The sequence below is a fragment of the Prosthecobacter gellanilyticus genome (genome assembly GCF_007992435.1).
GTDB classification, from domain to species: Bacteria; Verrucomicrobiota; Verrucomicrobiia; order Verrucomicrobiales; family Verrucomicrobiaceae; genus Prosthecobacter; species Prosthecobacter gellanilyticus.
Genome location: NZ_BKAG01000011.1, coordinates 65,116 through 84,047 on the forward strand (window position 1 = coordinate 65,116; position 18,932 = coordinate 84,047).

18 protein-coding genes are annotated in these 18,932 nt (G+C 58.7%); 9 read left to right on the forward strand and 9 right to left on the reverse strand.

All coding sequences use genetic code 11. The features are described 5' to 3' along the window. Positions 1 to 15 precede the first annotated feature (15 nt). The 4 genes from BGE01nite_RS09610 to BGE01nite_RS09625 are packed head-to-tail and all read left to right on the forward strand — an operon-like array spanning position 16 to position 5,703. Entirely contained in the window at positions 16 to 2,550 is a 2,535-nt protein-coding gene (locus BGE01nite_RS09610) for a BatD family protein (RefSeq protein WP_170266696.1), read from the forward strand. Between the two features lie 60 nt (positions 2,551 to 2,610). Further along, on the forward strand, positions 2,611 to 3,822 hold the full coding sequence (locus tag BGE01nite_RS09615) for a right-handed parallel beta-helix repeat-containing protein (protein ID WP_146850235.1): 1,212 nt from the start codon (positions 2,611 to 2,613) through the stop codon (positions 3,820 to 3,822). Positions 3,823 to 3,846: 24 nt separating this feature from the next. After that, the gene (locus BGE01nite_RS09620) at positions 3,847 to 4,281 is read left to right on the forward strand and encodes a hypothetical protein (RefSeq protein ID WP_146850236.1); all 435 of its coding nucleotides are present in this window, start codon (positions 3,847 to 3,849) and stop codon (positions 4,279 to 4,281) included. Between the two features lie 51 nt (positions 4,282 to 4,332). Further along, a complete protein-coding gene (locus tag BGE01nite_RS09625; RefSeq protein WP_146850237.1) occupies positions 4,333 to 5,703 on the forward strand; it encodes a neutral/alkaline non-lysosomal ceramidase N-terminal domain-containing protein in 1,371 nt (456 codons plus the stop codon). A 9-nt stretch (positions 5,704 to 5,712) separates the two neighbouring features. On the opposite strand, the gene BGE01nite_RS09630 is transcribed toward BGE01nite_RS09625, so the two are convergent. From BGE01nite_RS09630 to BGE01nite_RS09660, 7 genes are all read right to left on the reverse strand, one after another. Continuing rightward, positions 5,713 to 7,650 carry an FG-GAP repeat domain-containing protein gene (locus BGE01nite_RS09630; protein ID WP_146850238.1) on the reverse strand — a complete coding sequence of 646 codons (1,938 nt, stop codon included), beginning with the start codon at positions 7,648 to 7,650 and terminating at the stop codon, positions 5,713 to 5,715. 132 nt (positions 7,651 to 7,782) lie between these two features. After that, entirely contained in the window at positions 7,783 to 8,226 is a 444-nt protein-coding gene (locus tag BGE01nite_RS09635; protein ID WP_146850239.1) for a nuclear transport factor 2 family protein, read from the reverse strand. Beyond that, on the reverse strand, positions 8,223 to 8,981 hold the full coding sequence (locus tag BGE01nite_RS09640) for a DUF2334 domain-containing protein (RefSeq protein WP_170266697.1): 759 nt from the start codon (positions 8,979 to 8,981) through the stop codon (positions 8,223 to 8,225). The genes BGE01nite_RS09635 and BGE01nite_RS09640 overlap by 4 nt, the downstream gene beginning before the upstream one ends. A gap of 64 nt (positions 8,982 to 9,045) precedes the next feature. Then, positions 9,046 to 10,575, reverse strand: coding sequence for a replicative DNA helicase (gene dnaB / locus BGE01nite_RS09645; protein ID WP_146850241.1), 1,530 nt, complete (start codon positions 10,573 to 10,575; stop codon positions 9,046 to 9,048). Positions 10,576 to 10,676: 101 nt separating this feature from the next. Then, positions 10,677 to 11,435, reverse strand: coding sequence for an orotidine-5'-phosphate decarboxylase (pyrF, locus tag BGE01nite_RS09650; RefSeq protein WP_146850242.1), 759 nt, complete (start codon positions 11,433 to 11,435; stop codon positions 10,677 to 10,679). 50 nt (positions 11,436 to 11,485) lie between these two features. Continuing rightward, the gene (locus tag BGE01nite_RS09655) at positions 11,486 to 12,745 is read right to left on the reverse strand and encodes an efflux RND transporter periplasmic adaptor subunit (protein WP_146850243.1); all 1,260 of its coding nucleotides are present in this window, start codon (positions 12,743 to 12,745) and stop codon (positions 11,486 to 11,488) included. A gap of 46 nt (positions 12,746 to 12,791) precedes the next feature. After that, entirely contained in the window at positions 12,792 to 14,231 is a 1,440-nt protein-coding gene (locus BGE01nite_RS09660) for a sulfatase (protein WP_170266698.1), read from the reverse strand. A gap of 146 nt (positions 14,232 to 14,377) precedes the next feature. Here BGE01nite_RS09660 and BGE01nite_RS09665 point away from each other — a divergent pair, with 146 nt between their 5' ends. Then, on the forward strand, positions 14,378 to 15,433 hold the full coding sequence (locus tag BGE01nite_RS09665) for a BPSS1187 family protein (protein ID WP_174770043.1): 1,056 nt from the start codon (positions 14,378 to 14,380) through the stop codon (positions 15,431 to 15,433). A gap of 61 nt (positions 15,434 to 15,494) precedes the next feature. Here the strand turns inward: BGE01nite_RS09665 and BGE01nite_RS28940 are convergent, their stop codons facing one another. Beyond that, on the reverse strand, positions 15,495 to 15,962 hold the full coding sequence (locus tag BGE01nite_RS28940; protein WP_170266699.1) for a DUF6916 family protein: 468 nt from the start codon (positions 15,960 to 15,962) through the stop codon (positions 15,495 to 15,497). Positions 15,963 to 16,239: 277 nt separating this feature from the next. On the opposite strand from BGE01nite_RS28940, the gene BGE01nite_RS09675 reads away from it, so the two are divergent. Genes BGE01nite_RS09675 through BGE01nite_RS09690 form a run of 4 tightly spaced genes read left to right on the forward strand, consistent with a single transcriptional unit; the run spans position 16,240 to position 18,395 of the window. Further along, positions 16,240 to 16,755, forward strand: coding sequence for a phage tail protein (locus BGE01nite_RS09675; protein ID WP_146850246.1), 516 nt, complete (start codon positions 16,240 to 16,242; stop codon positions 16,753 to 16,755). 21 nt (positions 16,756 to 16,776) lie between these two features. Then, positions 16,777 to 17,298, forward strand: a complete 522-nt coding sequence (locus BGE01nite_RS09680) for a phage tail protein (RefSeq protein WP_146850247.1) — start codon at positions 16,777 to 16,779, stop codon at positions 17,296 to 17,298. 48 nt (positions 17,299 to 17,346) lie between these two features. Continuing rightward, positions 17,347 to 17,874 (forward strand): phage tail protein, encoded by a 528-nt coding sequence (locus BGE01nite_RS09685; RefSeq protein ID WP_146850248.1) that lies wholly within the window; start codon positions 17,347 to 17,349, stop codon positions 17,872 to 17,874. A gap of 32 nt (positions 17,875 to 17,906) precedes the next feature. Beyond that, positions 17,907 to 18,395 (forward strand): GNAT family N-acetyltransferase, encoded by a 489-nt coding sequence (locus BGE01nite_RS09690; protein WP_146850249.1) that lies wholly within the window; start codon positions 17,907 to 17,909, stop codon positions 18,393 to 18,395. A gap of 92 nt (positions 18,396 to 18,487) precedes the next feature. Here BGE01nite_RS09690 and BGE01nite_RS09695 read toward each other — a convergent pair whose 3' ends face one another. Beyond that, positions 18,488 to 18,787 (reverse strand): DUF6916 family protein, encoded by a 300-nt coding sequence (locus tag BGE01nite_RS09695; RefSeq protein ID WP_146850250.1) that lies wholly within the window; start codon positions 18,785 to 18,787, stop codon positions 18,488 to 18,490. Between the last annotated feature and the right edge of the window lie 145 nt (positions 18,788 to 18,932).

Genomic DNA, 18,932 nt, shown 5'->3' on the forward strand with positions numbered 1-18,932 from the left:
CTCCTCGCCGCGGCCATGGCGCTGTTTTCCGCCGTCGCGGGGCATGCCGCCACAGTCCGTGCCTACGTGCAGCCGGCCACCGCCAGGCCCAACCAAGTGATTAACTACGTGATCACCGTGCAGGACGGTCAGGCGCAGAGCCTGCCCAATCTCCGTTTCCCTCTGCAGATCCAGCAGCAGAGCGGTGTGAGCAGCTCCCAGCAGATCCAGATCGTCAACGGCCGCCAGTCAGTCTCTCTGCAGTTGTCCTGGGGCATCGTGGCTAGCGAGCCTGGGGAGTTCGTGATTCCCACCCAGACCCTGGTGGTGGACGGGCAGAATCTGACCACGAACGAGGTCAAGCTCACGGTCGAGAATGGCGGCGGCGATTTCCGCCAGGATGCCGGAGATGACCCGAACAAGCCCATCCTCCAGATCGAGCTCGGGAAGAAGGAGATCTATCAGGGCGAGGTCGTGCCGGTGAACGTCAGTCTATACATGCCACGCGTGGTGCAGCTTCGCCGTCTCGGACTCATTGAGATGGAGAAGAGTGACTTCGCCATCGCCCGCTTCCCTCAGACGAATGAGCAGAGCAGCACCATCATTGATGGCGTTGGCTACTACGTGCTGACCTTCCGCAGCACTCTTTCCTCGCTGCGCACTGGAGATTTGAAGGTGGGTCCGGCCAATCTGGAACTCCTGGTGGAAGTGCCTATGGAAGGGCAGCAGCAGCGCGGCAACTTCCCGCCAGGCTTCGGGCAAAACTTCCCGCCCGGATTCTTCCCGGGCATGTCAGAACCCCGCAAGCTGGAGGTCAAGAGCCAGCAAGTCACACTGAAGGTCCTGCCTCTGCCAGCGGAGGGCAAGCCCGCGAACTTTAGCGGCGCCGTGGGTGAGTTCCAGATGACTGCGTCAGCTTCTCCAACCGACCTGACGGTGGGTGATCCCATCTCCGCTGAGATCGCCGTTGCCGGGGCAGGGAACTTTGATGCGCTGACTACGCCTTCGCTTGTGTCCAATGGCGGCTGGAAGCTATATCCCGCCAAGCGTTATGTGATCGAAGGGCCGATGGATCAAAACCAGACACCCACCCTTGAACGTAAGATTGGTTATACTCAGGTGCTGGTGCCTGAGGCGGTGCATCCCGTTCTGCCGGCCTTTGAGTTGAATTACTTCAGTCCTTCCCAGAAGCAGTATGTGGTTCTGCGCACCGAGCCTATCCCGCTGAACATGAAGCCTGCACCAGCGACTGCTGGCGTGGAATCCGCAGGTGCGGGAACCGCGACAACAGTCACCGATGTGCAGGCACCACCGCCGGTCGCGGATCCGCAGGCGGACATCACGGACATTCTGGTTAGGCCACCGGATCGCTCGAACTGGCTGGCTCCGACCAGTGTGCTGCTGCTTCATAGCCGCGCCTTCTGGTCTCTGCAGGCTGTGCCCGTGAGCTTGCTCGTGCTTGCCTGTCTGCTCGCCGTGGCTCGTCGCCGCCGCGCTGAGGCTCTCGCCGGAAACGCGGGCAGCCTGCGTCTGGCTTGGGAGGAGTTTGAGGCGGCCAGCAACCGCTCTGGAACGAGTGACAAAGAATTCCTGCGTGAAGCCGCCCAGTTCATCCAGCAGGTGAATGGCAGCCAGCGCGCCACCGGACCTGTACAGGCGATTCTGGACCGCTATGAGGCGACCAATTTCACTGCATCCAACACGCCTTCCCTGGAGCCTGCGGCACGTCGTGAGATTCACAGCACCCTCGCTGCGCTCATGCGCCAGACCTTGGCGAAGCTGAGTGTCATCGCGTTGGCCTTTGTCCTCTCTGCTTCAGTCTTGCAAGGCGCTGAGGCTCCCAAAGCCGTGGCGGCGTCACCGGATGATGTGTATCGCGATGCCGTCACTGAACTGGACAAGGGCAACTTCTCCCGCGCGCAGTATCTGGCTGAGTCGCTGACCAAGAAGACACCGCCGCAGCTCAGCGCGGAGCTGTTTCAAGTCATCGGTCATGCCCGTTATCGTCAGGGAGACATGGGGCGTGCGGCGCTGTGGTATCAGCGCGCACAGTTGCTGGACGGTCGCAATCCTGAGCTGAAGCAGAACCTGCGTCATATCTTTGAGCGCACCCGCTATCTGACCTTTGGAGAGAGCTCGCCGCTGCGTCTGGCCAGCCTTTGGCTCACCACGAATGAGTGGCTCATCCTCGCCGCTGCCGGTGCGTGGCTGTTTCTGCTGGCGCTGACCTGGCGCGTGTTCCGCTCCTCTCCCTGGGCGGTGGTGGTCTGCGTGGTCAGCATCATGGTGGCCCTGCCAGCCGGTGCCTTCGCGGCCTTGCGCCCGCTGGGACCTGAGCGTGTGAAGGACATCAGCGTGGTGACTCTTCCGGATGTGAATTCCTACACCTCCGCCACGGTCACCAGCGGCAGTGTCATCGCCCTGCCTCCCGGCACTCAGGTGCGCACTTTGGAGAAGCGCGGCGCCTGGTTCTACGTCGAGATTCCGAGCAGCCCCGAGAATCTGCGCGGCTGGGTGGAGTCAGGATCCATCACCCCGCTGTGGGCCTGGGATGCGAGCCTTGTGCCATAAGAGTATAGGTGACCATCCCGAGAGTGCGGAAAAAGGCCGATGGCTGTCCGTTGGTAAGGCATGCGCACTCTCTTCCTTGGCTGCCTCGTCGTTGCTGCTCTTTCCCTTCATGCCGCTGACCCGGCTCCACTTCCCGTCGAGATCGACGCGGCGAAGTTCCCCTCGATCCAAGCGGCATTCGATGCGGTGCCTGTCACGGGTGGGGTGGTGAAACTGCCACCTGGAAAGGTGGAGATCAGCGAGCCGCTGGTCATCAAGACGGAGGACACCCGTGTCATCGGTGCCGGTGCCTCCACCTGGATCAAAAACCTCAACGAAGAGGGCAAGCCTGCCATCATCATCCGCCCGCCGACACTGGATAAAGACAAGAAGGCCCGCCTCTGGCGCGTGCAGCTTGCGGATTTTCGCATCGAAGGTCAGGAGAAGAGTGGTGATGGTGTCCTGGCAGAGTACATCCAGGAGATCTATTTCGAGGGCATGAGCATCGATCATCATGGTGCCAGCGGTATTCATCTGGTGGGTTGCTTTGAGGATCCGCGCATCGCGGACTGCATCCTCACTTATAACAAAAAGTGTGGTGTCGAGATTTTTGACTGTCACGACATCGTGGTGAACGCGAATCACTTCGAGGAGAACCTGGATGCGCTGCACTGCATCGACAGCTTCAATCTCTGCATGAATGGCAACAATGTGGACGACCACCTCCGCCATGGTGTGGTGATCGAGAACACCTATGGCTCAGTGGTCAGTGGCAACATGATCGAGGAGTGCAATGGAATCGCCGTCATTCTGGACCGCGACTGCTATGGCATCACCCTCAGTGCCAACGTGATCGCCCATCACCTGGATGGCGGCATCGACCTGCGGGATGCCCATGGCTGCGCGGTGAGCGCGAACACCTTTGTCATCGCGCACAAGTTCGGTGTCCGGGTCAGCAAGGACAGCGGCCGGAACTCGATTTCTGCCAACAGTTTTACCAACACCTACATCGGTGCGGGGGTGGACAAGCGCCCGAAGGAAGGCCCGACCCCGATGCACATCGACGAGGGAGCCGGAATCTTTGTGGACGGCGGGCAGGACTGCGCTATCACGGGGAACACTTTTACCGGACTCAGCGCCATGGCCGTCTGGAGCACGCAGGGCAGCGCCGGTCTGCTGGTGACTAACAACATGTGCCATGACTGTGGTCGCAAACTGCCGAAGGACAGCCTGTGGATTGACGTGAACTCCAGCATCGAATCCTTGGTTAAAGATAATTTGACCCGCAGGTGATTTGCCGCAGTCTGCGCTCGTCAAATGCTCGACGCGCAACGTTACAAAGGCAACACCCTCAGGCTGGAGGTCCACTTCACCCGGGTTGTTTTGTGGACGCATCTGGCGTTAGGCACTCTCGTCGTCCTGCTGCTGCTGTTGCATGAGGTGTTCGGCTGGGCCGCCATCGCGGCGGGGTGGTATTTCGTCACGGTGATGCTGGTCGGAGGCCTGATCACGGGCCACTCAGCCTGCCGCTGGGCCCTGGGCGTCTGCTTCCTGCTGTTTGCGGTGACCGGTGTCTTTTTTCTCAGCCAGGTCATGCCAGGCCTGAAGCCTGAGCATCCTCCACTTCTCCCCCATTCAGTTCTACGTATTTGGTTGGGGCTGGCGAATCTGGCCTATGCGGCCGGGGGCATCTTGATGCTGGGCAGTGTGCGTATTCGCAAGGCGGCGGGCATTGGCTTCAAGCTCCGGTAGGCGTAGCCATCTTCGCTGACGGAGCAGGGCTTGTCATCGCGTATCAAAGGGATGCGCCTCAGCCTCTCTTTCGCCTTACTGTTGCTCTCCTTTGCCTCTTCCCGCGCCGGTGAGTTCCGCGTCGGAGCCGCCCAGGTGGAGATCACTCCCAAGAATGGCACGCCCATGGCCGGCTACTATGCCTTTCGCGCGGTCGGCGGTGTGCTGGATCCTATCTTCTCGAAGGCCATCGTGGTCGAGCAGGACGGAACGCACGCGGCCATGGTGGTGATTGATCTCTCAGGCACGACCAAGCCAATCGTGGAAGCCGCCAGAAAGGCCGTGCAGGAGCAGTGCGGGATCGAAGGCGATCATGTGATGATCTCGGCCACACATACGCACACCGGGCCGCAGCTGGCCCGCGGCTCATTGATTGACGAGATCACCAAGGCAAACTCGGGTCCGGGCCTGGAATACATGCAGGCGCTGCCCGGACTGATCGCTCAGTCCGTCAAAGAGGCGAAAGCCAGGCTTGCACCAGCCAGCCCGACTGTGGCGAGGGGCCAATGCGAAGGTATCAGCTTCAACCGTCGTGTGCTTCGTGAAGGTCAGAGCGAGGCCATCTGGCAGCCGAAGAGCATTGACCTAACCCGAGAGAAGCCTGCGGGCCCGATTGATCCCGAGCTCGGTGTGCTGGTTTTTCAAGCCGAAGGCAAGCCGGTGGCGGGTTACCTAAACTTCGCCATGCATCCTACGAGCGTGGGCGGCGGCTTGAAGATCTCCGCAGACTATCCTGGCGTGTTCTCCCGCTTGGTGAGCGAGCGTCATGCTCCTGGCATGGTCTGTCTCTTTGCCAACGGCTGCTGCGGGAACATCAATCACGGTGACTATATCTCCGGGAAGCGCAGGACCACTCTCGAACTCGGCACGGCTCTTGCCGATGCCGCCACAGCGGTATGGCCAAACCTCAGCAAGGTCACGACACATTCCCCGCGCATCTACGCCGAGAAGGTCACCCTGGAGCGTCGCAAGTTCACGGAGGCGCAGATTGCCAAGGCCAAGGAGGTGGCCTCGCGCATGATGACAGAAAAACTGGGCACAGTGCCGATGGCGGAGGCTGTCTCCACGCTGGAAACGGTGGCCAAGAAGGACGTGCCGCTGATCGCTGAAGTGCAGGTCATCTGCTTCAGTGATGAGGTCGCCATCCTCTCGATGCCTGGAGAGATCTTTGTGGAGTTGGGGCTGGCCATCAAAAAGGCTTCACCCTTCAAGCACACTTTCATTGCTGAGCTAGCCAATGGCAGCATCGGCTACGTGCCGAACCGCGAAGCCTATCCGCAGGGCAACTATGAGGTGGTGAGTGCTCGCGGTGAAGCGGGCAGCGGAGAGAAGCTGGTCGAGGTCGCGATCAAGCTCCTGGGCAAGGCCAAGGCTGGGAACTGAGCACTCCGGTCACGGTGTTGTCCGCAGCTCTTTCCCGGGAAGCAGGAACATCCGGCCAGCTTCATTGCAGATTAAAAGGTTAGGCCCGTCTCCGCCGAGCATGGTGCCGACGGCTCCCGTTTCATGCGCGCCGCCAGGCTGGACGATCTTGTCGTCCTTGTCGCGGAATGGCACCGGCATGGCGTAGCTGTTCTTGCCAGTGTTCAGCATCAGCAATGGGGTGCCGAGCGTTTTCTTGCCGATCTTCGGCATGGGCGAGCCGTTCTCGCGATCGGGGATGGAGTTCACACGGCCCGTGCCGATGACGAGGTCGAGGTGCCCGTCCTGATTCCAGTCGAAGAAGTCCAGTTTGCAGCGTCCGCTCATGCCGCCGACGCCGCCGCTCGCACCGATGGGCTTACCATCCGCGAGTTTCAGCAAGCCGCCATCCTCGACGTTGTAGTCATCGATGCGCCAGTAGAGATGCATGCGGTCGTCGCCGTCCATGATGGCGAGCGCGGTTCGTTCGCCGATCTTCGCCAGGGCAGGGCGGCAGCGCCACATGCCGTGCAGGTCGATGCCATCGCAGTAGATCGGATGCGCCGGATCAAGCTTTGCCTCCTTGGAGGTGCCCCGGTTGATGTAGATCATGTAGTCGCCCGTGATGTCACCGGTGACAAGATCGAGCAGCGAGTCGCCATTCCAGTCGATGGCGTTGGGCGAGAGGTAGCCCCAGCGTGCTTCCTGAAGTCCCTGCAAGCTTCCGGCATAACCGGCCTGGACTTGGATGTCACGTCCGCCTGCCTGCACGCGCGTGGCGGGGAGGAACTTAGGTTCGTCATTGCTGCCGATGTTCTGGAAGAACAGGACAAAGCCCTCCGAATTGCCGGCGAGGATGTCCAGCACCCCATCACCATTCCAATCCACAGTCGTCGGCGATGGCAGTGTGCCAGCATAGAGATCGGCATTCTCCTGAAGCACGGAAACGGGGTCCTCATACACCGGCGCTCCAGCCGGAGTGAACTCTCCGGTGAAGCGGTAGAAGTAGAGCGAGCCCTCACCGCAGGCGATGATGTCCGACAGTCCATTCTGCACATTTGGATAGGCGCAGACACTCGGGCTGATGCTCGGGTGCCTCAGCGCATTGCCATCCGGGCCAGCGGTCAGACGTCTTTTTTCCAGGTCAAAGCCGGCGGAGGCTTTGTTGTGGTAGAAGACGAGGTTTCCCTGGCGTGAACCCGTCATGACATCGCGTTCATGCTCCTTGCCGAGATTCACCGCCGTGACGTTGTGCATGGTGAAATACACCTCGTTCTTGGTGGCCGTGATCTGCTTCACCTCGCCTTTGGCCGTGACACCCATGAGGTAGCGATAGCGCATTTCCCCGTTGGAGATGCCGGATGAGTTGTAGGGCCGCCACTCTTCAGTCCACGGATGACCCTCGAGACTCTTGGCTCCATTGGAGACCTCAAAGGCTAGGTCATGGCTGCCATCCTCATTCATCCACACGCCGAGGCTGGATGCTGATTTGACCTCGGTTGGGAGCTTCTCGCGCTTCGTCTCGCGGAACTCCATTTTCTTCGTGTCAAAATGGGTCGTGACCAGATCTGCCTTGTCGATCCAAAGGCCGGTGACACTGCCGTCCTCGGCCTGAAAGACCGCGCCCTTTTCTGTGAAGGAACATTTCACCTCCGCAGGTTGCGCAAACACTGGCGCTCCTGATTCCGCCGTGTCCACCCAGCGGAAGAGATGCACCGCCTTAGGCCCGCCATAGCCGGCGACGAAGAGGTCGGGCTGCTTGCCGCCAAACACCTTCGCATGTCCCAGCACATGATGAGTCAAGTTCACCAAGGCGAGAGGTCCCCGGCCTTTCTCGGCGGCGGACGGAAGCGCCTTGGTACCGGGCGGTAGATGCGGTTCCGCGTTGCAAGCTGTGACGAGGAAAAGGAGAAAGAGAAGCGGCTTCATGCAGGAGCAGTCGATGGTCAGATGAGGTGACTGGAATGAACCGCAAACGTGGCAGGCAGGTCACGATCTATCCGGCTTTGGCCATCACTTGATGCCAAATCTTGAACCCGCATGAGGCTTCTTGATGTGGGCCTACTTGGTCGCTGGCGGCAGCTTGCAGGACTGCCAGGCAAGGAAGCGCCATTCGCCGTTCTCCTGACGCCACACCGCCAGGAAGCTCAGCACACTGTCCATCTCGCCGGTGGCCGTCACGGCCTTGATGTGCGCGCGGCCTGTCATCAGGGCGATGCCAGGGGCAGGGAAGGTGAAGTTCTGCTCCTCGTAGTCGTAGCCCACATACTTGGTCTTTCCGGAGGTGAGGATGTCAATGAAGGAGGGCTTTGTGTCCACCACACCGCTGGAGTGCGCATAGCGCAGTTCATCTGAAAAGATGGCACTGAGCTTGTCTTTGTCTGCTGACTGCATGGCCGCAACACGGGCTTTGTCCGCTGCTTTCACCGCCGCAAGCTGGGCATCATCCGCGTGGGCGGTGAAAACGGTGGCAAGGCAGATGAGGAGGATGGAGAGGAGTTTCATGGTTGGTTAGGCTGGACTTTCTTGAGGTATTCAGAAGGCGTCATGAAGACCACATTTTTGGACTTCAGGAACTCGATGATCTCCACGAAGCCTGCCCAGCGCTTGTCATCCCACTGATCAGGATGGCCTTGTAAAACCAGCACCTCGCGTGTGGCAGCATTCTTCTCGTAGACGGTTTTAAACTTCTCCGGATCGGGCACAAAGGTCGGGTTCTCCAAAGCGAGAACACGCTCGATGCTGAGGCGTTTGAAGTGCTTCGGCTGCTTCGGTCCATAGAGCCAGATCTTCACGCTCGGCACGGCTTGAAGGGCCTCATCCGTGGCCTCGGTGGTGCCGCTCCAATGAGGGCCAAAGGCGACGAGAGGAAAGCCAAGCTTCTCCTGGGCGAGTTTGGCGCCTTTCTCCAAGATGGCCTGCTGCTCGGCTGCGGTGCCTTGCTCGAACTCCCCGGGCTCGCTGGCTTTTTTCATGTGGTAGCCATGCATCCAGAACTCGATCTGACCTGCCGCCTGCACGTCCTTGAGCCATTGAAAGTAGGTTGGGTTGTCCTTCTCCAAGGATTCCGTGATGATGCCAAAGGAGCCTTTGATCTTCTGCTCGATGAGATAGTCATGCACCTTCTGCCAGCGGAGCGAGACCGGGCTGCTGCCAATCTTCCGGGCCACCACGTCATCGAGCTTCAGGAGAATGACCTGAGGCTCCGCGAGAGCAGAGCCGACAATGGAAAGGAACAGAGCGCAAAGAAGGCGTTTCATGGGGAAGAATTTCCCGCATCTTGCCGCGCCTTCATTCAAGAGTGAAGCTCCAAATGGCGAAGCATTATGGCGAATCAGGCTCCGCTTCCGGCGAACGCTCCACGAAGCGCATGGCGTAGTCGATGAAGCGCAGCGGCACGTCATCAGTGGGGCCGTTACGATTTTTGGCGAGAATGAGCAGGGCCTGGCCCTTCTTCCTGGCTTCCTCTTCCTCGTCACCGACTTCCATTTTGCCACCGGCATAGTCTTCACGAGTCAGCAGACCCACCATGTCAGCGTCCTGCTCGATGGAGCCAGACTCACGCAGGTCAGAGAGCACGGGGCGCTGGCCTTTACGGCCTTCCACCGCTCGGTTGAGCTGGGCCAGCACGATGACCGGGATGTTCAGCTCCTTGGCGATGCCCTTGATGCCGGCGGAGATTTCCGCGATTTCGATCTGGCGGTTGTCCTTGGCTCGACGGCTGCTGCTGGTCACAAGCTGCAAGTAGTCGATCATGATGACCTGGATGTTGTGCTGCTTCTTCAGACGTCGCGCCTTGGCGCGCATCTCCAGCACATCCAGGCCTGGCGTGTCATCAATGAAGATCTGCGCCTTCTGAAGATCGCGTGTGGCTTTCGCCAACGCTTCTTGTTGGGCACGGGAGAGCAGGCCGCGGGAGAGGTCCTGCATGGAAAGCTGCGCGCGGGAGACGAGGAGACGACGCACCAGCATGGTGGCACTCATTTCCAGGCTGAACACCGCCGCCGCATGGTTGCAGTCCACGGAGATGTGCTCAATGAGGTTCATCGCGAAGGAGGTCTTACCCATCGAAGGACGGGCTGCGATGACGAACATTTCAGAACCCTGCAAGCCACTGCTGAGCTTGTCCAGCACGCTGTAACCGGTGGACAGACCACGAAGCTGCCCGGGATGCTCCAGCATGTACTGGATGGAGTCGATGGCCTCCGCCACATGGGAGGAAAGGGACTTCATGTTGTCCTCCTTGCCGGTGGATTCACGCACGGCGAGCATGCGCTGCTCTGCCTGGTCCACGAGCGTGCCGACATCGCCATCGATCTGCTCCTTGCCGAACTCGTAGGCCGTGTGGATGTTGATGGAGCAGGCGTGGATGAGCTGGCGCAGCAGGTATTTGTCGAGAACGATCTTCTTGTAGTGAAGATAGTGCGCCGGGCTGGGGACGAAGGTGAAAAGCTCGGTGATGGCCGCTGGTCCGCCCACGCGGTCTAACATATTTTGATCACGAAGAACGTTCGTGACCATCACGGGGTCGATGGGGATGTTCTTGTCGTAGAACTCGAGAAGCTTCTCGTAGATGGTGCGGTTCGCCTCGTGATAAAAGGCCGCGATAGGCAGGTTCACGCGGCTTTCGCTCAAGCGCTCATTTGGATCCTGCAGCAGGCTGGAAAGCACGCTCTTCTCCGCCTCATCCGAGAAGGGCAGAGCACGGTTGATGTTCGCCAGCAACTCCTCGGCCGTTGGCTCTCCCTTCTTCTTTCCAAACGGATTCGCCTGGGCAGGCTTGGCCGCGTCACGCGCGGGTAGATCGCCCGAGGCGGCAGCGGCTGGAATGAGAGTGGAAGCGGACTCGGCCATGATGGGCAGCGGAGTAGGGCCTGGAACGATTGTTAAAACAATCTGAAGAACCGCTCATTCTTGTGAATAAGCGGTCTCGGCCCTTCATCGTGAAGCTGGTCTTAAGCCAGTGCGGCGCGGATGCTCTGGTCCCAGTGGGCGGCGCGCTCGGCGTAGGTCTTGCCGTCGTCCTGATAGAGGATGCCGCGGGAGACATTCACGAGCAGCGGGGCCTTGCGGCCTGCGCCTTTGAGTGCGGCGAGATCCCCACCCTGGGCGCCGAGACCTGGGATGAGCAGAGGCACGTCCGGGGTGCGGGAGAGCACTTCTTGAGCGGCATTGGTTAGGCCGATGACGAGGCCGACCTGCGGGCTGGCCTGGGTCATGTCAGCGACGATTTCGAAGACCTGCCTGTCACCACCGGCGAGCTTTTGCAGCTCGATGTCGGCAGCGCCTTTGTTCGAGGTCACGCCGAGCAGGTAGATGCCTTTGTCCGCGTATTTGAGGAAGGGTTCCAGCGTGTCGCGGCCCATGTAGGGATTCAGCGTCACAGCATCCACATCCAGCTCATCGTAGGCGGCCTTGGCGTAGTAACCCTGGGTCTCGCCAATGTCTCCGCGCTTCACGTCCAGCACGATGGGGATCTCCTTCGGGATCTGTTTCAGGATCATGGAAAGCAGGCGCATGCCACGCCAGCCGAGGGCTTCAAAGTAGGCCGAGTTGGGCTTGAAGGCAGCCGCATAGGGCAGGGTTTCCTCAATGATCTGAAGGATGTGCTTCTTGGTGGATTCGAGCGCATTGTCCGCACGGATGTCCAGGCCGACACAGAGGTTGGAGCCGGTGGCAGCGATGCGTTGTTCGAGTTTGTCGCGGAAAGTCATGGTTCGGGGGGAGGGGAGACTGGACGGCAAAGCCTTCCATTCAACCCTCATCACGGAACTTTTACATCTTTGAGGGCGATCTCAGCGCCATCCACCACGGAGTCCGGGGGATGCATGAGCACCTCGGCTCCTGCTTCGATACCGCCGAGCACCTGGGACATCTTGCCGTCTGTGCGGCCGACCTGCACTTTGACTTTCTTGGCGTGGTTGCCATCTTTGACAAAGGTCATCCACTCTGTGCCTTCACGGAAAAGGCCGCCGCCGGGAACGAGCAGGACGTCCTCCTGATGCCATACGGCCACGCGGACCTCCACGCGATAGCGGTCGCCGAGTCCTTTGGCCTCGGGAGGCAGGGGCTCGAGGTCGCTCAGCACGATGACCCGCTGCTCTTCCACGCCAAGCGCGGAGACCTTGGTGAAGGCAGCAGGCTCCACGCGGCGCACGCGGGCCTTCAGCGCGGTGTCGCCGCCCCACTGATCCACCAGCACCTCAGCGCCCGGCTTCATGCCGACGACGTCACGGGAGAGGATCTCGGCCTCGATCTCCAGGTCTGCGGGATCCCCGACCTCCACCAAAGCAGTGCCTGCGGTGACCATCATGGCGCTTTCCTGCTGCACCTTGAGCACGCGGCCATTCACCGGGCTCTTCACGTCCATGGTGGCACCTGAACCAGCGCCTGGGGCGGTGATCTGCAGCAGCGCAGCCTTGGCCGTGGTGACCTCATACTCGGCCACCTTCATGGCGAACTCGCTGGCCCGGACTTCACGTGCGCGAGTCTGCGCTTCGAGCTCGATGCGCTCGCGATCCGTGGTGGAGATGCTGCCTTCGGCGACATTCTTCTTCACGCGATCCCAGTTCGCCGTGGCAAACTGGGCCGATGTGCGCGCCATGGCCACGGCTTCCTGGGCACGGAGTTGACCCGCCTCAGCGGCTTGCACACGAGCCTCGGCCTGGGCTTGAGCACGGGCATCCAGAAGGGGAGAGATGCCAGGTTCGATGACCGTGAGCACCGTTTCATTGGCCTTCACTTCATCGCCTGCTTTCAAAGACACGCGACGCATGTTGCCGGTGACTGGAGCGGCCACGATGTAGCGATTGCGGATCCGGGTCTTGCCTTCCTCCACCACATGCACGGTCAGCGGTCCACGGCTGATCTTCGCCGTTTCCACCGGGATGGGCTTGGTGCGCAATCCTGAGGCCACCAAGGTCACCAGACCGAGCCCGAGTCCCCATAAGACGAGCTTTCGCAGCAAGCCGCGTGTCGGCTTCTTTTTCGTATTCTCCCAGGGGGGAGTCGCAGTGCTTTCCATGGGGACACCCCCTAACGCAGCCTGCCACGATCTCAACCCCGAGCCTTCATCGCGGATACTTCTCTAGTAGCAACCGCTCAGCGGTGGCGAGCGTAGCCGCCTGCGCTGGATCGTCCGCATGGTTCTTCAGCTCGGCGGGATCTTGTTCGGTCAAATACAGCTCGCGAGCTGTCACGGCCTTGGTCTTCCAGTCACGCCACTCGGTATAGCGGGCATCGGCGGTGCGCACACTGTAACCCATGACTTTGGGTTGCTTGTCAGGCTCGCGATCATAGTAGGCAGGACGTGGATGCTGGGTGAAGGCGGCGAGTTTGAGCTTCCTTGCTGGATCCGCCAGCACGGGGACGAGGCTTTTGCCGTCCAGACCGTCGGGCTTCGGCAGTCCGCAGAGGTCCACGAGGGTGGGGAAGATGTCCACGAGCTCGGCTAGCGCGCTGGTCTTCCTGCCATGGTTCTCAGGACGCAGATCACTGATCAGCAGCGGCACATGCGCATCGAACTCAAAGTCGGAGGTTTTACCCCAGAGCGAGTGTTCGCCGATGTGGTAACCGTGATCAGCGAAGAAGATGATGACGGTGTTTTTGGCGGCGCCACTTGCTTCAAGCGCAGCGAGCACTTTGCCGACTTGGGCATCCATGTAGCTGATGTTGGCAAAGTAGCCGTGGCGCATCTCGGCACTCTGCTCGGCGGTCAGCGGTTGCTGTTTCGCGGGCGGACCGAGGATCTCTGTGCTCTGATGAAAGGCGATGTCTGGAGCGCCTTCGGGCCTGGCTGGATTCAGCGCGGGAAGCTTGGCTCGATCATAGAGGTCCCAGTATTTCTTCGGTGCATTGAAGGGCGCATGAGGCTTCCAAAATCCGACGGCGAGGAAGAACGCTTCATCCTTCACCTGGGCAAGTGTTCGCACGGCTTCCGCAGCCACGCGACCATCGAAGTAAGCTTCATCCGGCACGTCACGGCATTCAACGAGCGGGACATCGGTGTAGGTGCGGCCCGTGGTCGTGGTGGCGAGGTTAGGTGGGAGTTCGCCAGACACCTTCGGAGCATCATGACCATGGCTCTCATAGTGCAGAAACTCGTCTGCGCTCCAGGATCGGCGGTCACCCTTTTCCTTCGTGTGCCAGTTGTGGAAGATCTTGCCCACGCCACGTGTGGTATAACCATGTTCTTTGAACCAGAGGGGCAGGGTGGTGACGTCAGGATTGAGCTCGCGAAAATGCGTGCCGTTGTTCCAAAGCTTCAGGGTGTCCGGACGTCGCCCTGTGAGCAAGGAGGAGCGAGAGGGGTTGCACACCGCCTGCTGGCAGTAGGCACGGTCAAACTGCACGCTGCGCTTCGCGAGTTTGTCGAGGTTCGGTGTCAGCGCTGAAGAGCCATAGCAGCCCATCTCGGGACGAAAGTCATCTGCCATGATGAAGAGCACGTTGGGCTTGGCGGCGGAGAGTGATGCGGCGCCAAGGAAAAGGAGGGAAAGGCTGCGGAACATGGAAGTGTGCTCATCACGATGCCGCAGCCGGTGAACTATCATTCATTTTAGCGTGGAAACGAAGGCGGAGAAAGTTTGCCAGCCATGACGAAACATGAAGAATCGGCGGGCTTGCGCGTGTTTAGCTCACTCGTTCATTTTCTCTCATGCACCGTTCTCTCGTTCCAGCTCTCTTCGTCTTCGGCACATGGTCTGCCTTCACTCATGCCGCAGATGCACCGCTCACATTTTCGGACCCGAATCCGCAGCGTTACCAGCTCAAGGCTCGCTCCAGTGTCATTGATCCACGTGCGAAGGAGCATCCCGAGCTTGAGTTCATGTTTGAGAAGAAGGGCAAGCCTTCTGATGAGGAGAATGCCTCTGTGGACACTCGCGTGGCTCCGCGCGGACGTCTGGTGATCTGGCTCATGGGTTACAGCGGCGGACTCTTCGAGCGGCTGAACAGCTACGGCATCCACGCCATCCAGGTGCATTATGCGAATAGTTGGTTCGGCAAGTTTGGCAATCAATCACCAGGTGATGATGGCATGCTGCTGGGCAAGATTCGTCTGGAAGCAGCCACGGGAGAAGATGTGAGTCCTGACGTCAGCATTCCAAAGCCGGATGGCATCGCCGAGCGTGCGTATCAGTTCGTCAAGCATCTGGCGAAGGAGAATCCCCAGGGTGGCTGGAGCTACTTCCTCACGGAGGATGGTTCGGCGCTGCGCTGGGATCGTGTGATCCTCTCAGGCTCCTCTCATGGCAGCACCACCGCGGCGCGTTTTGCGAAGCAGCAAAAAGTGGATCGTGTGGTGATGCTCTGCGGACCGCGTGATCAGATGGAGAAGTGGCAGGGCCTGCCCTCTGCCACACCGGCGAACCGCTACTTTGGCTTCAGTCATGTGCTGGACAGCGGCTGGAGTGGTGATCACTACTGCCGCTCCTGGCAGTTGCTGGGCCTGGCTGAGTTTGGCCCGATCGTGAATGTGGATGAGGCCAAGCCACCTTATGGCAACACACGCCGGCTCATCAGTGCTGCGGATGTGAAGGGCGATGCCAAGCGCGCGCACTCCAGCGTGTCACCGGGCAGTGCTTCTCCGAAGAATGCGAGCGGCGCGTTGCTCTATGAGGACGTGTGGCGCTACCTCTACACGCATCCGATTGAAGAGGTCGGCTCACCTGTTCCCGCTGATGCGAACTGCGAGATGGATCTGAAGAAGTGAATGAACAATAAAAAAGGCGGCTTTTAAAGCCGCCTTTTTTCATGCCGAACCGACGGCCTAACTAAATGCGCTGTGTGAAGATGGCCTCCAGGTGTCTTTCTGTGGGATATCTGCCAACAGACGTCAGGAACAAATCCATGGCTCCCAGTTCAGGATGCTCCACGCGGTAGATCTGGGAGTCTTCTGGCAGGCTCTTGGGTCCCGTGAAAGTCAGCGAGAATGTCGTATAACTCACAAGCTTGTCATGATTGTTGACCACCTTTGCCGGGCTAATCTCAGTGAGCTTCATGGTTGCGGCTGTCAATGCGCCGACTTTGAGTTGGAAATGGGTGTTGAGATGGGGTTCAAACCACTCCCGGATGTAATGCGCGGGCTTGGCTGGATCAAGATCCTCCGCAGGAGCGACCGGAGAAGTGTGGCGGGAGGATAGGGGAGCTTTCGCAAAAAAAGTTCTGCCCTTGGCCCACTGCCAGCCCAGTACGCCAGCGAGAGTGCCACCAAGACCGACTCCGAGGCCGGCTAAAATCATGCGGCGACGAGAACACGCCTGGGAAGATGAAGAATCCATAACACGGTGTGATGATCATGATGAGAGGATCACCGCTGCATTTATGTCATGGCTGGCACTTCATTGCCATCACGAAGTGACAAGATTTCGTTGCTGAAATTTTCTTTCAAATCTCTATGAGAAGGCATAAAAATAAAATGGAAATAGGTAAAAAAATAATTTGCTAAATTAGTTCCTTATCTAATTTTACTCACCTTGCCTGGAGTCTAAACCGTTAACCTTCTATCTCTTTTCTATTATGGCAGATCCTTTCCTTGGCGAAATTAAGATTGTATCGTTCAACTTCGCGCCCAAAGGCTGGGCTCAATGTAATGGTCAGTTCCTGCCGATTAACCAAAATCAGGCCCTGTTTTCTCTTTTCGGGACGACCTATGGTGGCAACGGGCAGACTACGTTCGCTCTTCCAGACTTCAGGAGCCGAACGGCAGCTCACATGGGCGGCGGTTTGTCCCAGGGCGAGAGGATCGGCCAGGAGGCCCATACGATCACGCTTTCTGAGATGCCTGCGCACAATCATGTCGCCATGGGTAGTAACTCAGTGGGCAATCAGGTAAACCCGAATTTTGGAGGGGTAGGCAATATCCTAGCCTCTGATCCTGGTAACTGCTATACTTCGAACTTTGCAGCGCTGGGTACCTTTAGTCCTGCGGAAGTGAGTAACGTCGGGGGCAGTCAGCCTCACACCAACCTCATGCCGTTCCTAGTGCTGAATTTCATTGTGGCACTCCAGGGTATCTTTCCTTCTAGAAACTAACTCTCTCTCTCTCGAACACTTATGTCTAATCCTTATGTTGGTGAAATTCGGATGTTCGGCGGCAACTTTCCCCCGAATGGTTGGGCGTTCTGTGATGGCCAGACGCTGCCAATTTCTGAGAATGAGGTGCTTTTCAATTTGATTGGCACCACCTATGGCGGTGATGGCCAGGAGACTTTCAACCTCCCCAATCTCCAGGGCCGCGTGCCGATTCATCAAGGCACCGGCGGCGGTTTGCAAACCTACGTCATTGGTGAGTCTGCCGGGGTGGAGTCGGTAACGCTGAACACCCAGCAAATTCCTGTGCACACGCACGCCTTCCTGGGTTCGACGGCGGCTGGCAACAACGCCGGACCCTCTGGCAATATCCTGGCTACATCAACGCTCGTTACCCCTTATAACTCTCTGGAGACACCGGGGACTAACATGGCTGCGTCGGCGATTCAGCAGGTCGGGGGCAGCCAGCCTCATGAGAACATGCAGCCTTTTCTCTGCATCAGTTTCATTATTTCCTTGTTTGGCGTCTTCCCGAGCCAGACCTGATCCGAGCCAGACCTAGTTTACAAATCAACCCCGAGATCTTCCTGTCTTATGTCTTCTCCGTTCGTTGCTGAAATTCGCATGTTTGGATTCAATTTTGCCCCCACTGGGTGGGCATTCTGCAATGGCCAGTTGCTGCCCATTTCGCAGAATACCGCGCTCTTCTCGCTGCTGGGGACCACCTACGGCGGAGATGGCAAGTCCACCTTCGCCCTGCCAGATCTGCAGGGCAACGCTCCCATGCAATGGGGGCAGGGCAACGGTCTCTCTCAGCGCTTTTTGGGGGAAATGTCAGGGTCCCAAACTGTCACTCTGCTGACTAGTGAGATGCCGGTGCACACACACGTCATGAAATGCACCACGGAAAATGGTGAGGCGGGTTCTTTCACGCAGGGCACAGCGCTGGCTGGATCCGTCGGTGGAAAACTCTATCAAGCCAACACGTCCGCGAATCTTGCCCCCATGAACTTCCAGGCGCTTTCGGTGCAGGGAAGCAGCCTTCCTCACAACAATATGCAGCCCACGCTCGTCGTGAACTTCTGCATCGCGATGCAAGGAGTCTTCCCGGCTCGTCCTTGAGGTTCTTGGATTTTCGTGGAACACCTTTGTTCATGACAAAAGCTCCTGCTGAGGTGTTGCGCCTGCGTCCTGTGGCCGCCGAAGACGAAGCCTTTCTCCGGAAAGTCTATGCCAGCACACGGGCCACCGAGCTGGCGCAGGTGCCGTGGTCTGCTGAGCAAAAAGCTGCTTTTTGTGATATGCAGTTTACCGCGCAAGACACCCATTACCGGGCCAATTTCACGCAGGCAGAATATTGGGTGATTGAGCGGGAGAGCGTTCCGGCCGGCCGCCTTTACATGGAGCGGCGGGATGCGGAAATTCATGTCATAGATATTGCTCTGCTACCTGAGCATCAGAGGTCAGGTTTCGGGACTTACCTGCTCAAGGAACTGATGGATGAGGCGGCTGCAGAGGGCAAAAAGGTCACCATTTATGTGGAGAAGTTTAATCCTGCCTTGAAGCTTTATCAGCGTCTCGGCTACCGGCATGTGGAGGAGCTCGGAGTTTATTACCTCATGGAGTGGCTTCCAGCCAGGTAGCAATGGTTTTTGGTGCGCGTTCTTACCCTTATTAGGGGCCCGATTGATGCGTCTACAACATGCCAGTTTGGCGTCTCGTGCTGCCTTCGATCTTAGGTGAAAACCGACTCAAACTCTGATCCTTTTGGCCCGTCTCCTGTCTGAGTAATAAAAACATCCATCACCCCCACCCCGGGATGTTCCAGCGAGTAGATGGCCTGCGGGATTCTTAACCCCTGCTGCCCCCGAAAAGAGATGGTGAAACCTTCACGCGTGGAGCCTGGAAACTTATGGTGATGGATGCTCACGTCTACCACCTCAAGTGTGGCGCTTTTGTCACCGCTACGGATGATCATGGACTGTCCTACGAGCGGGGTGAAGACGCTGCTCTCAAGAGTGGCCAAATCAATCATGGACTGGTCTTGTCATGAGGTGGCCGGGAATGCCAGCGAAATATATTGTCACAACCATAGATTTTTCTGGTATTACAGGCATGAACTCCTGTGCACGAACTCCTTGTTGGTCCCGGTCAGGCCTAAGATGAAAACGAGTGACGAT

Coding starts and splice junctions, on each gene's coding strand:
- dnaB (WP_146850241.1), bottom strand. CDS start 10,575: ATGGCCGAGTCCGCTTCCACTCTCATTCCAGCCGCTGCCGCCTCGGGC.
- BGE01nite_RS09610 (WP_170266696.1), top strand. CDS start 16: ATGGCGCTGTTTTCCGCCGTCGCGGGGCATGCCGCCACAGTCCGTGCC.
- BGE01nite_RS09655 (WP_146850243.1), bottom strand. CDS start 12,745: ATGGAAAGCACTGCGACTCCCCCCTGGGAGAATACGAAAAAGAAGCCG.
- BGE01nite_RS09630 (WP_146850238.1), bottom strand. CDS start 7,650: ATGAAGCCGCTTCTCTTTCTCCTTTTCCTCGTCACAGCTTGCAACGCG.
- BGE01nite_RS09660 (WP_170266698.1), bottom strand. CDS start 14,231: ATGTTCCGCAGCCTTTCCCTCCTTTTCCTTGGCGCCGCATCACTCTCC.
- BGE01nite_RS09620 (WP_146850236.1), top strand. CDS start 3,847: ATGCTCGACGCGCAACGTTACAAAGGCAACACCCTCAGGCTGGAGGTC.
- BGE01nite_RS09695 (WP_146850250.1), bottom strand. CDS start 18,787: ATGATTGATTTGGCCACTCTTGAGAGCAGCGTCTTCACCCCGCTCGTA.
- BGE01nite_RS09635 (WP_146850239.1), bottom strand. CDS start 8,226: ATGAAACTCCTCTCCATCCTCCTCATCTGCCTTGCCACCGTTTTCACC.
- BGE01nite_RS09640 (WP_170266697.1), bottom strand. CDS start 8,981: ATGAAACGCCTTCTTTGCGCTCTGTTCCTTTCCATTGTCGGCTCTGCT.
- BGE01nite_RS09680 (WP_146850247.1), top strand. CDS start 16,777: ATGTCTAATCCTTATGTTGGTGAAATTCGGATGTTCGGCGGCAACTTT.
- BGE01nite_RS09615 (WP_146850235.1), top strand. CDS start 2,611: ATGCGCACTCTCTTCCTTGGCTGCCTCGTCGTTGCTGCTCTTTCCCTT.
- BGE01nite_RS09665 (WP_174770043.1), top strand. CDS start 14,378: ATGCACCGTTCTCTCGTTCCAGCTCTCTTCGTCTTCGGCACATGGTCT.
- BGE01nite_RS09675 (WP_146850246.1), top strand. CDS start 16,240: ATGGCAGATCCTTTCCTTGGCGAAATTAAGATTGTATCGTTCAACTTC.
- pyrF (WP_146850242.1), bottom strand. CDS start 11,435: ATGACTTTCCGCGACAAACTCGAACAACGCATCGCTGCCACCGGCTCC.
- BGE01nite_RS09685 (WP_146850248.1), top strand. CDS start 17,347: ATGTCTTCTCCGTTCGTTGCTGAAATTCGCATGTTTGGATTCAATTTT.
- BGE01nite_RS28940 (WP_170266699.1), bottom strand. CDS start 15,962: ATGATTTTAGCCGGCCTCGGAGTCGGTCTTGGTGGCACTCTCGCTGGC.
- BGE01nite_RS09690 (WP_146850249.1), top strand. CDS start 17,907: ATGACAAAAGCTCCTGCTGAGGTGTTGCGCCTGCGTCCTGTGGCCGCC.
- BGE01nite_RS09625 (WP_146850237.1), top strand. CDS start 4,333: ATGCGCCTCAGCCTCTCTTTCGCCTTACTGTTGCTCTCCTTTGCCTCT.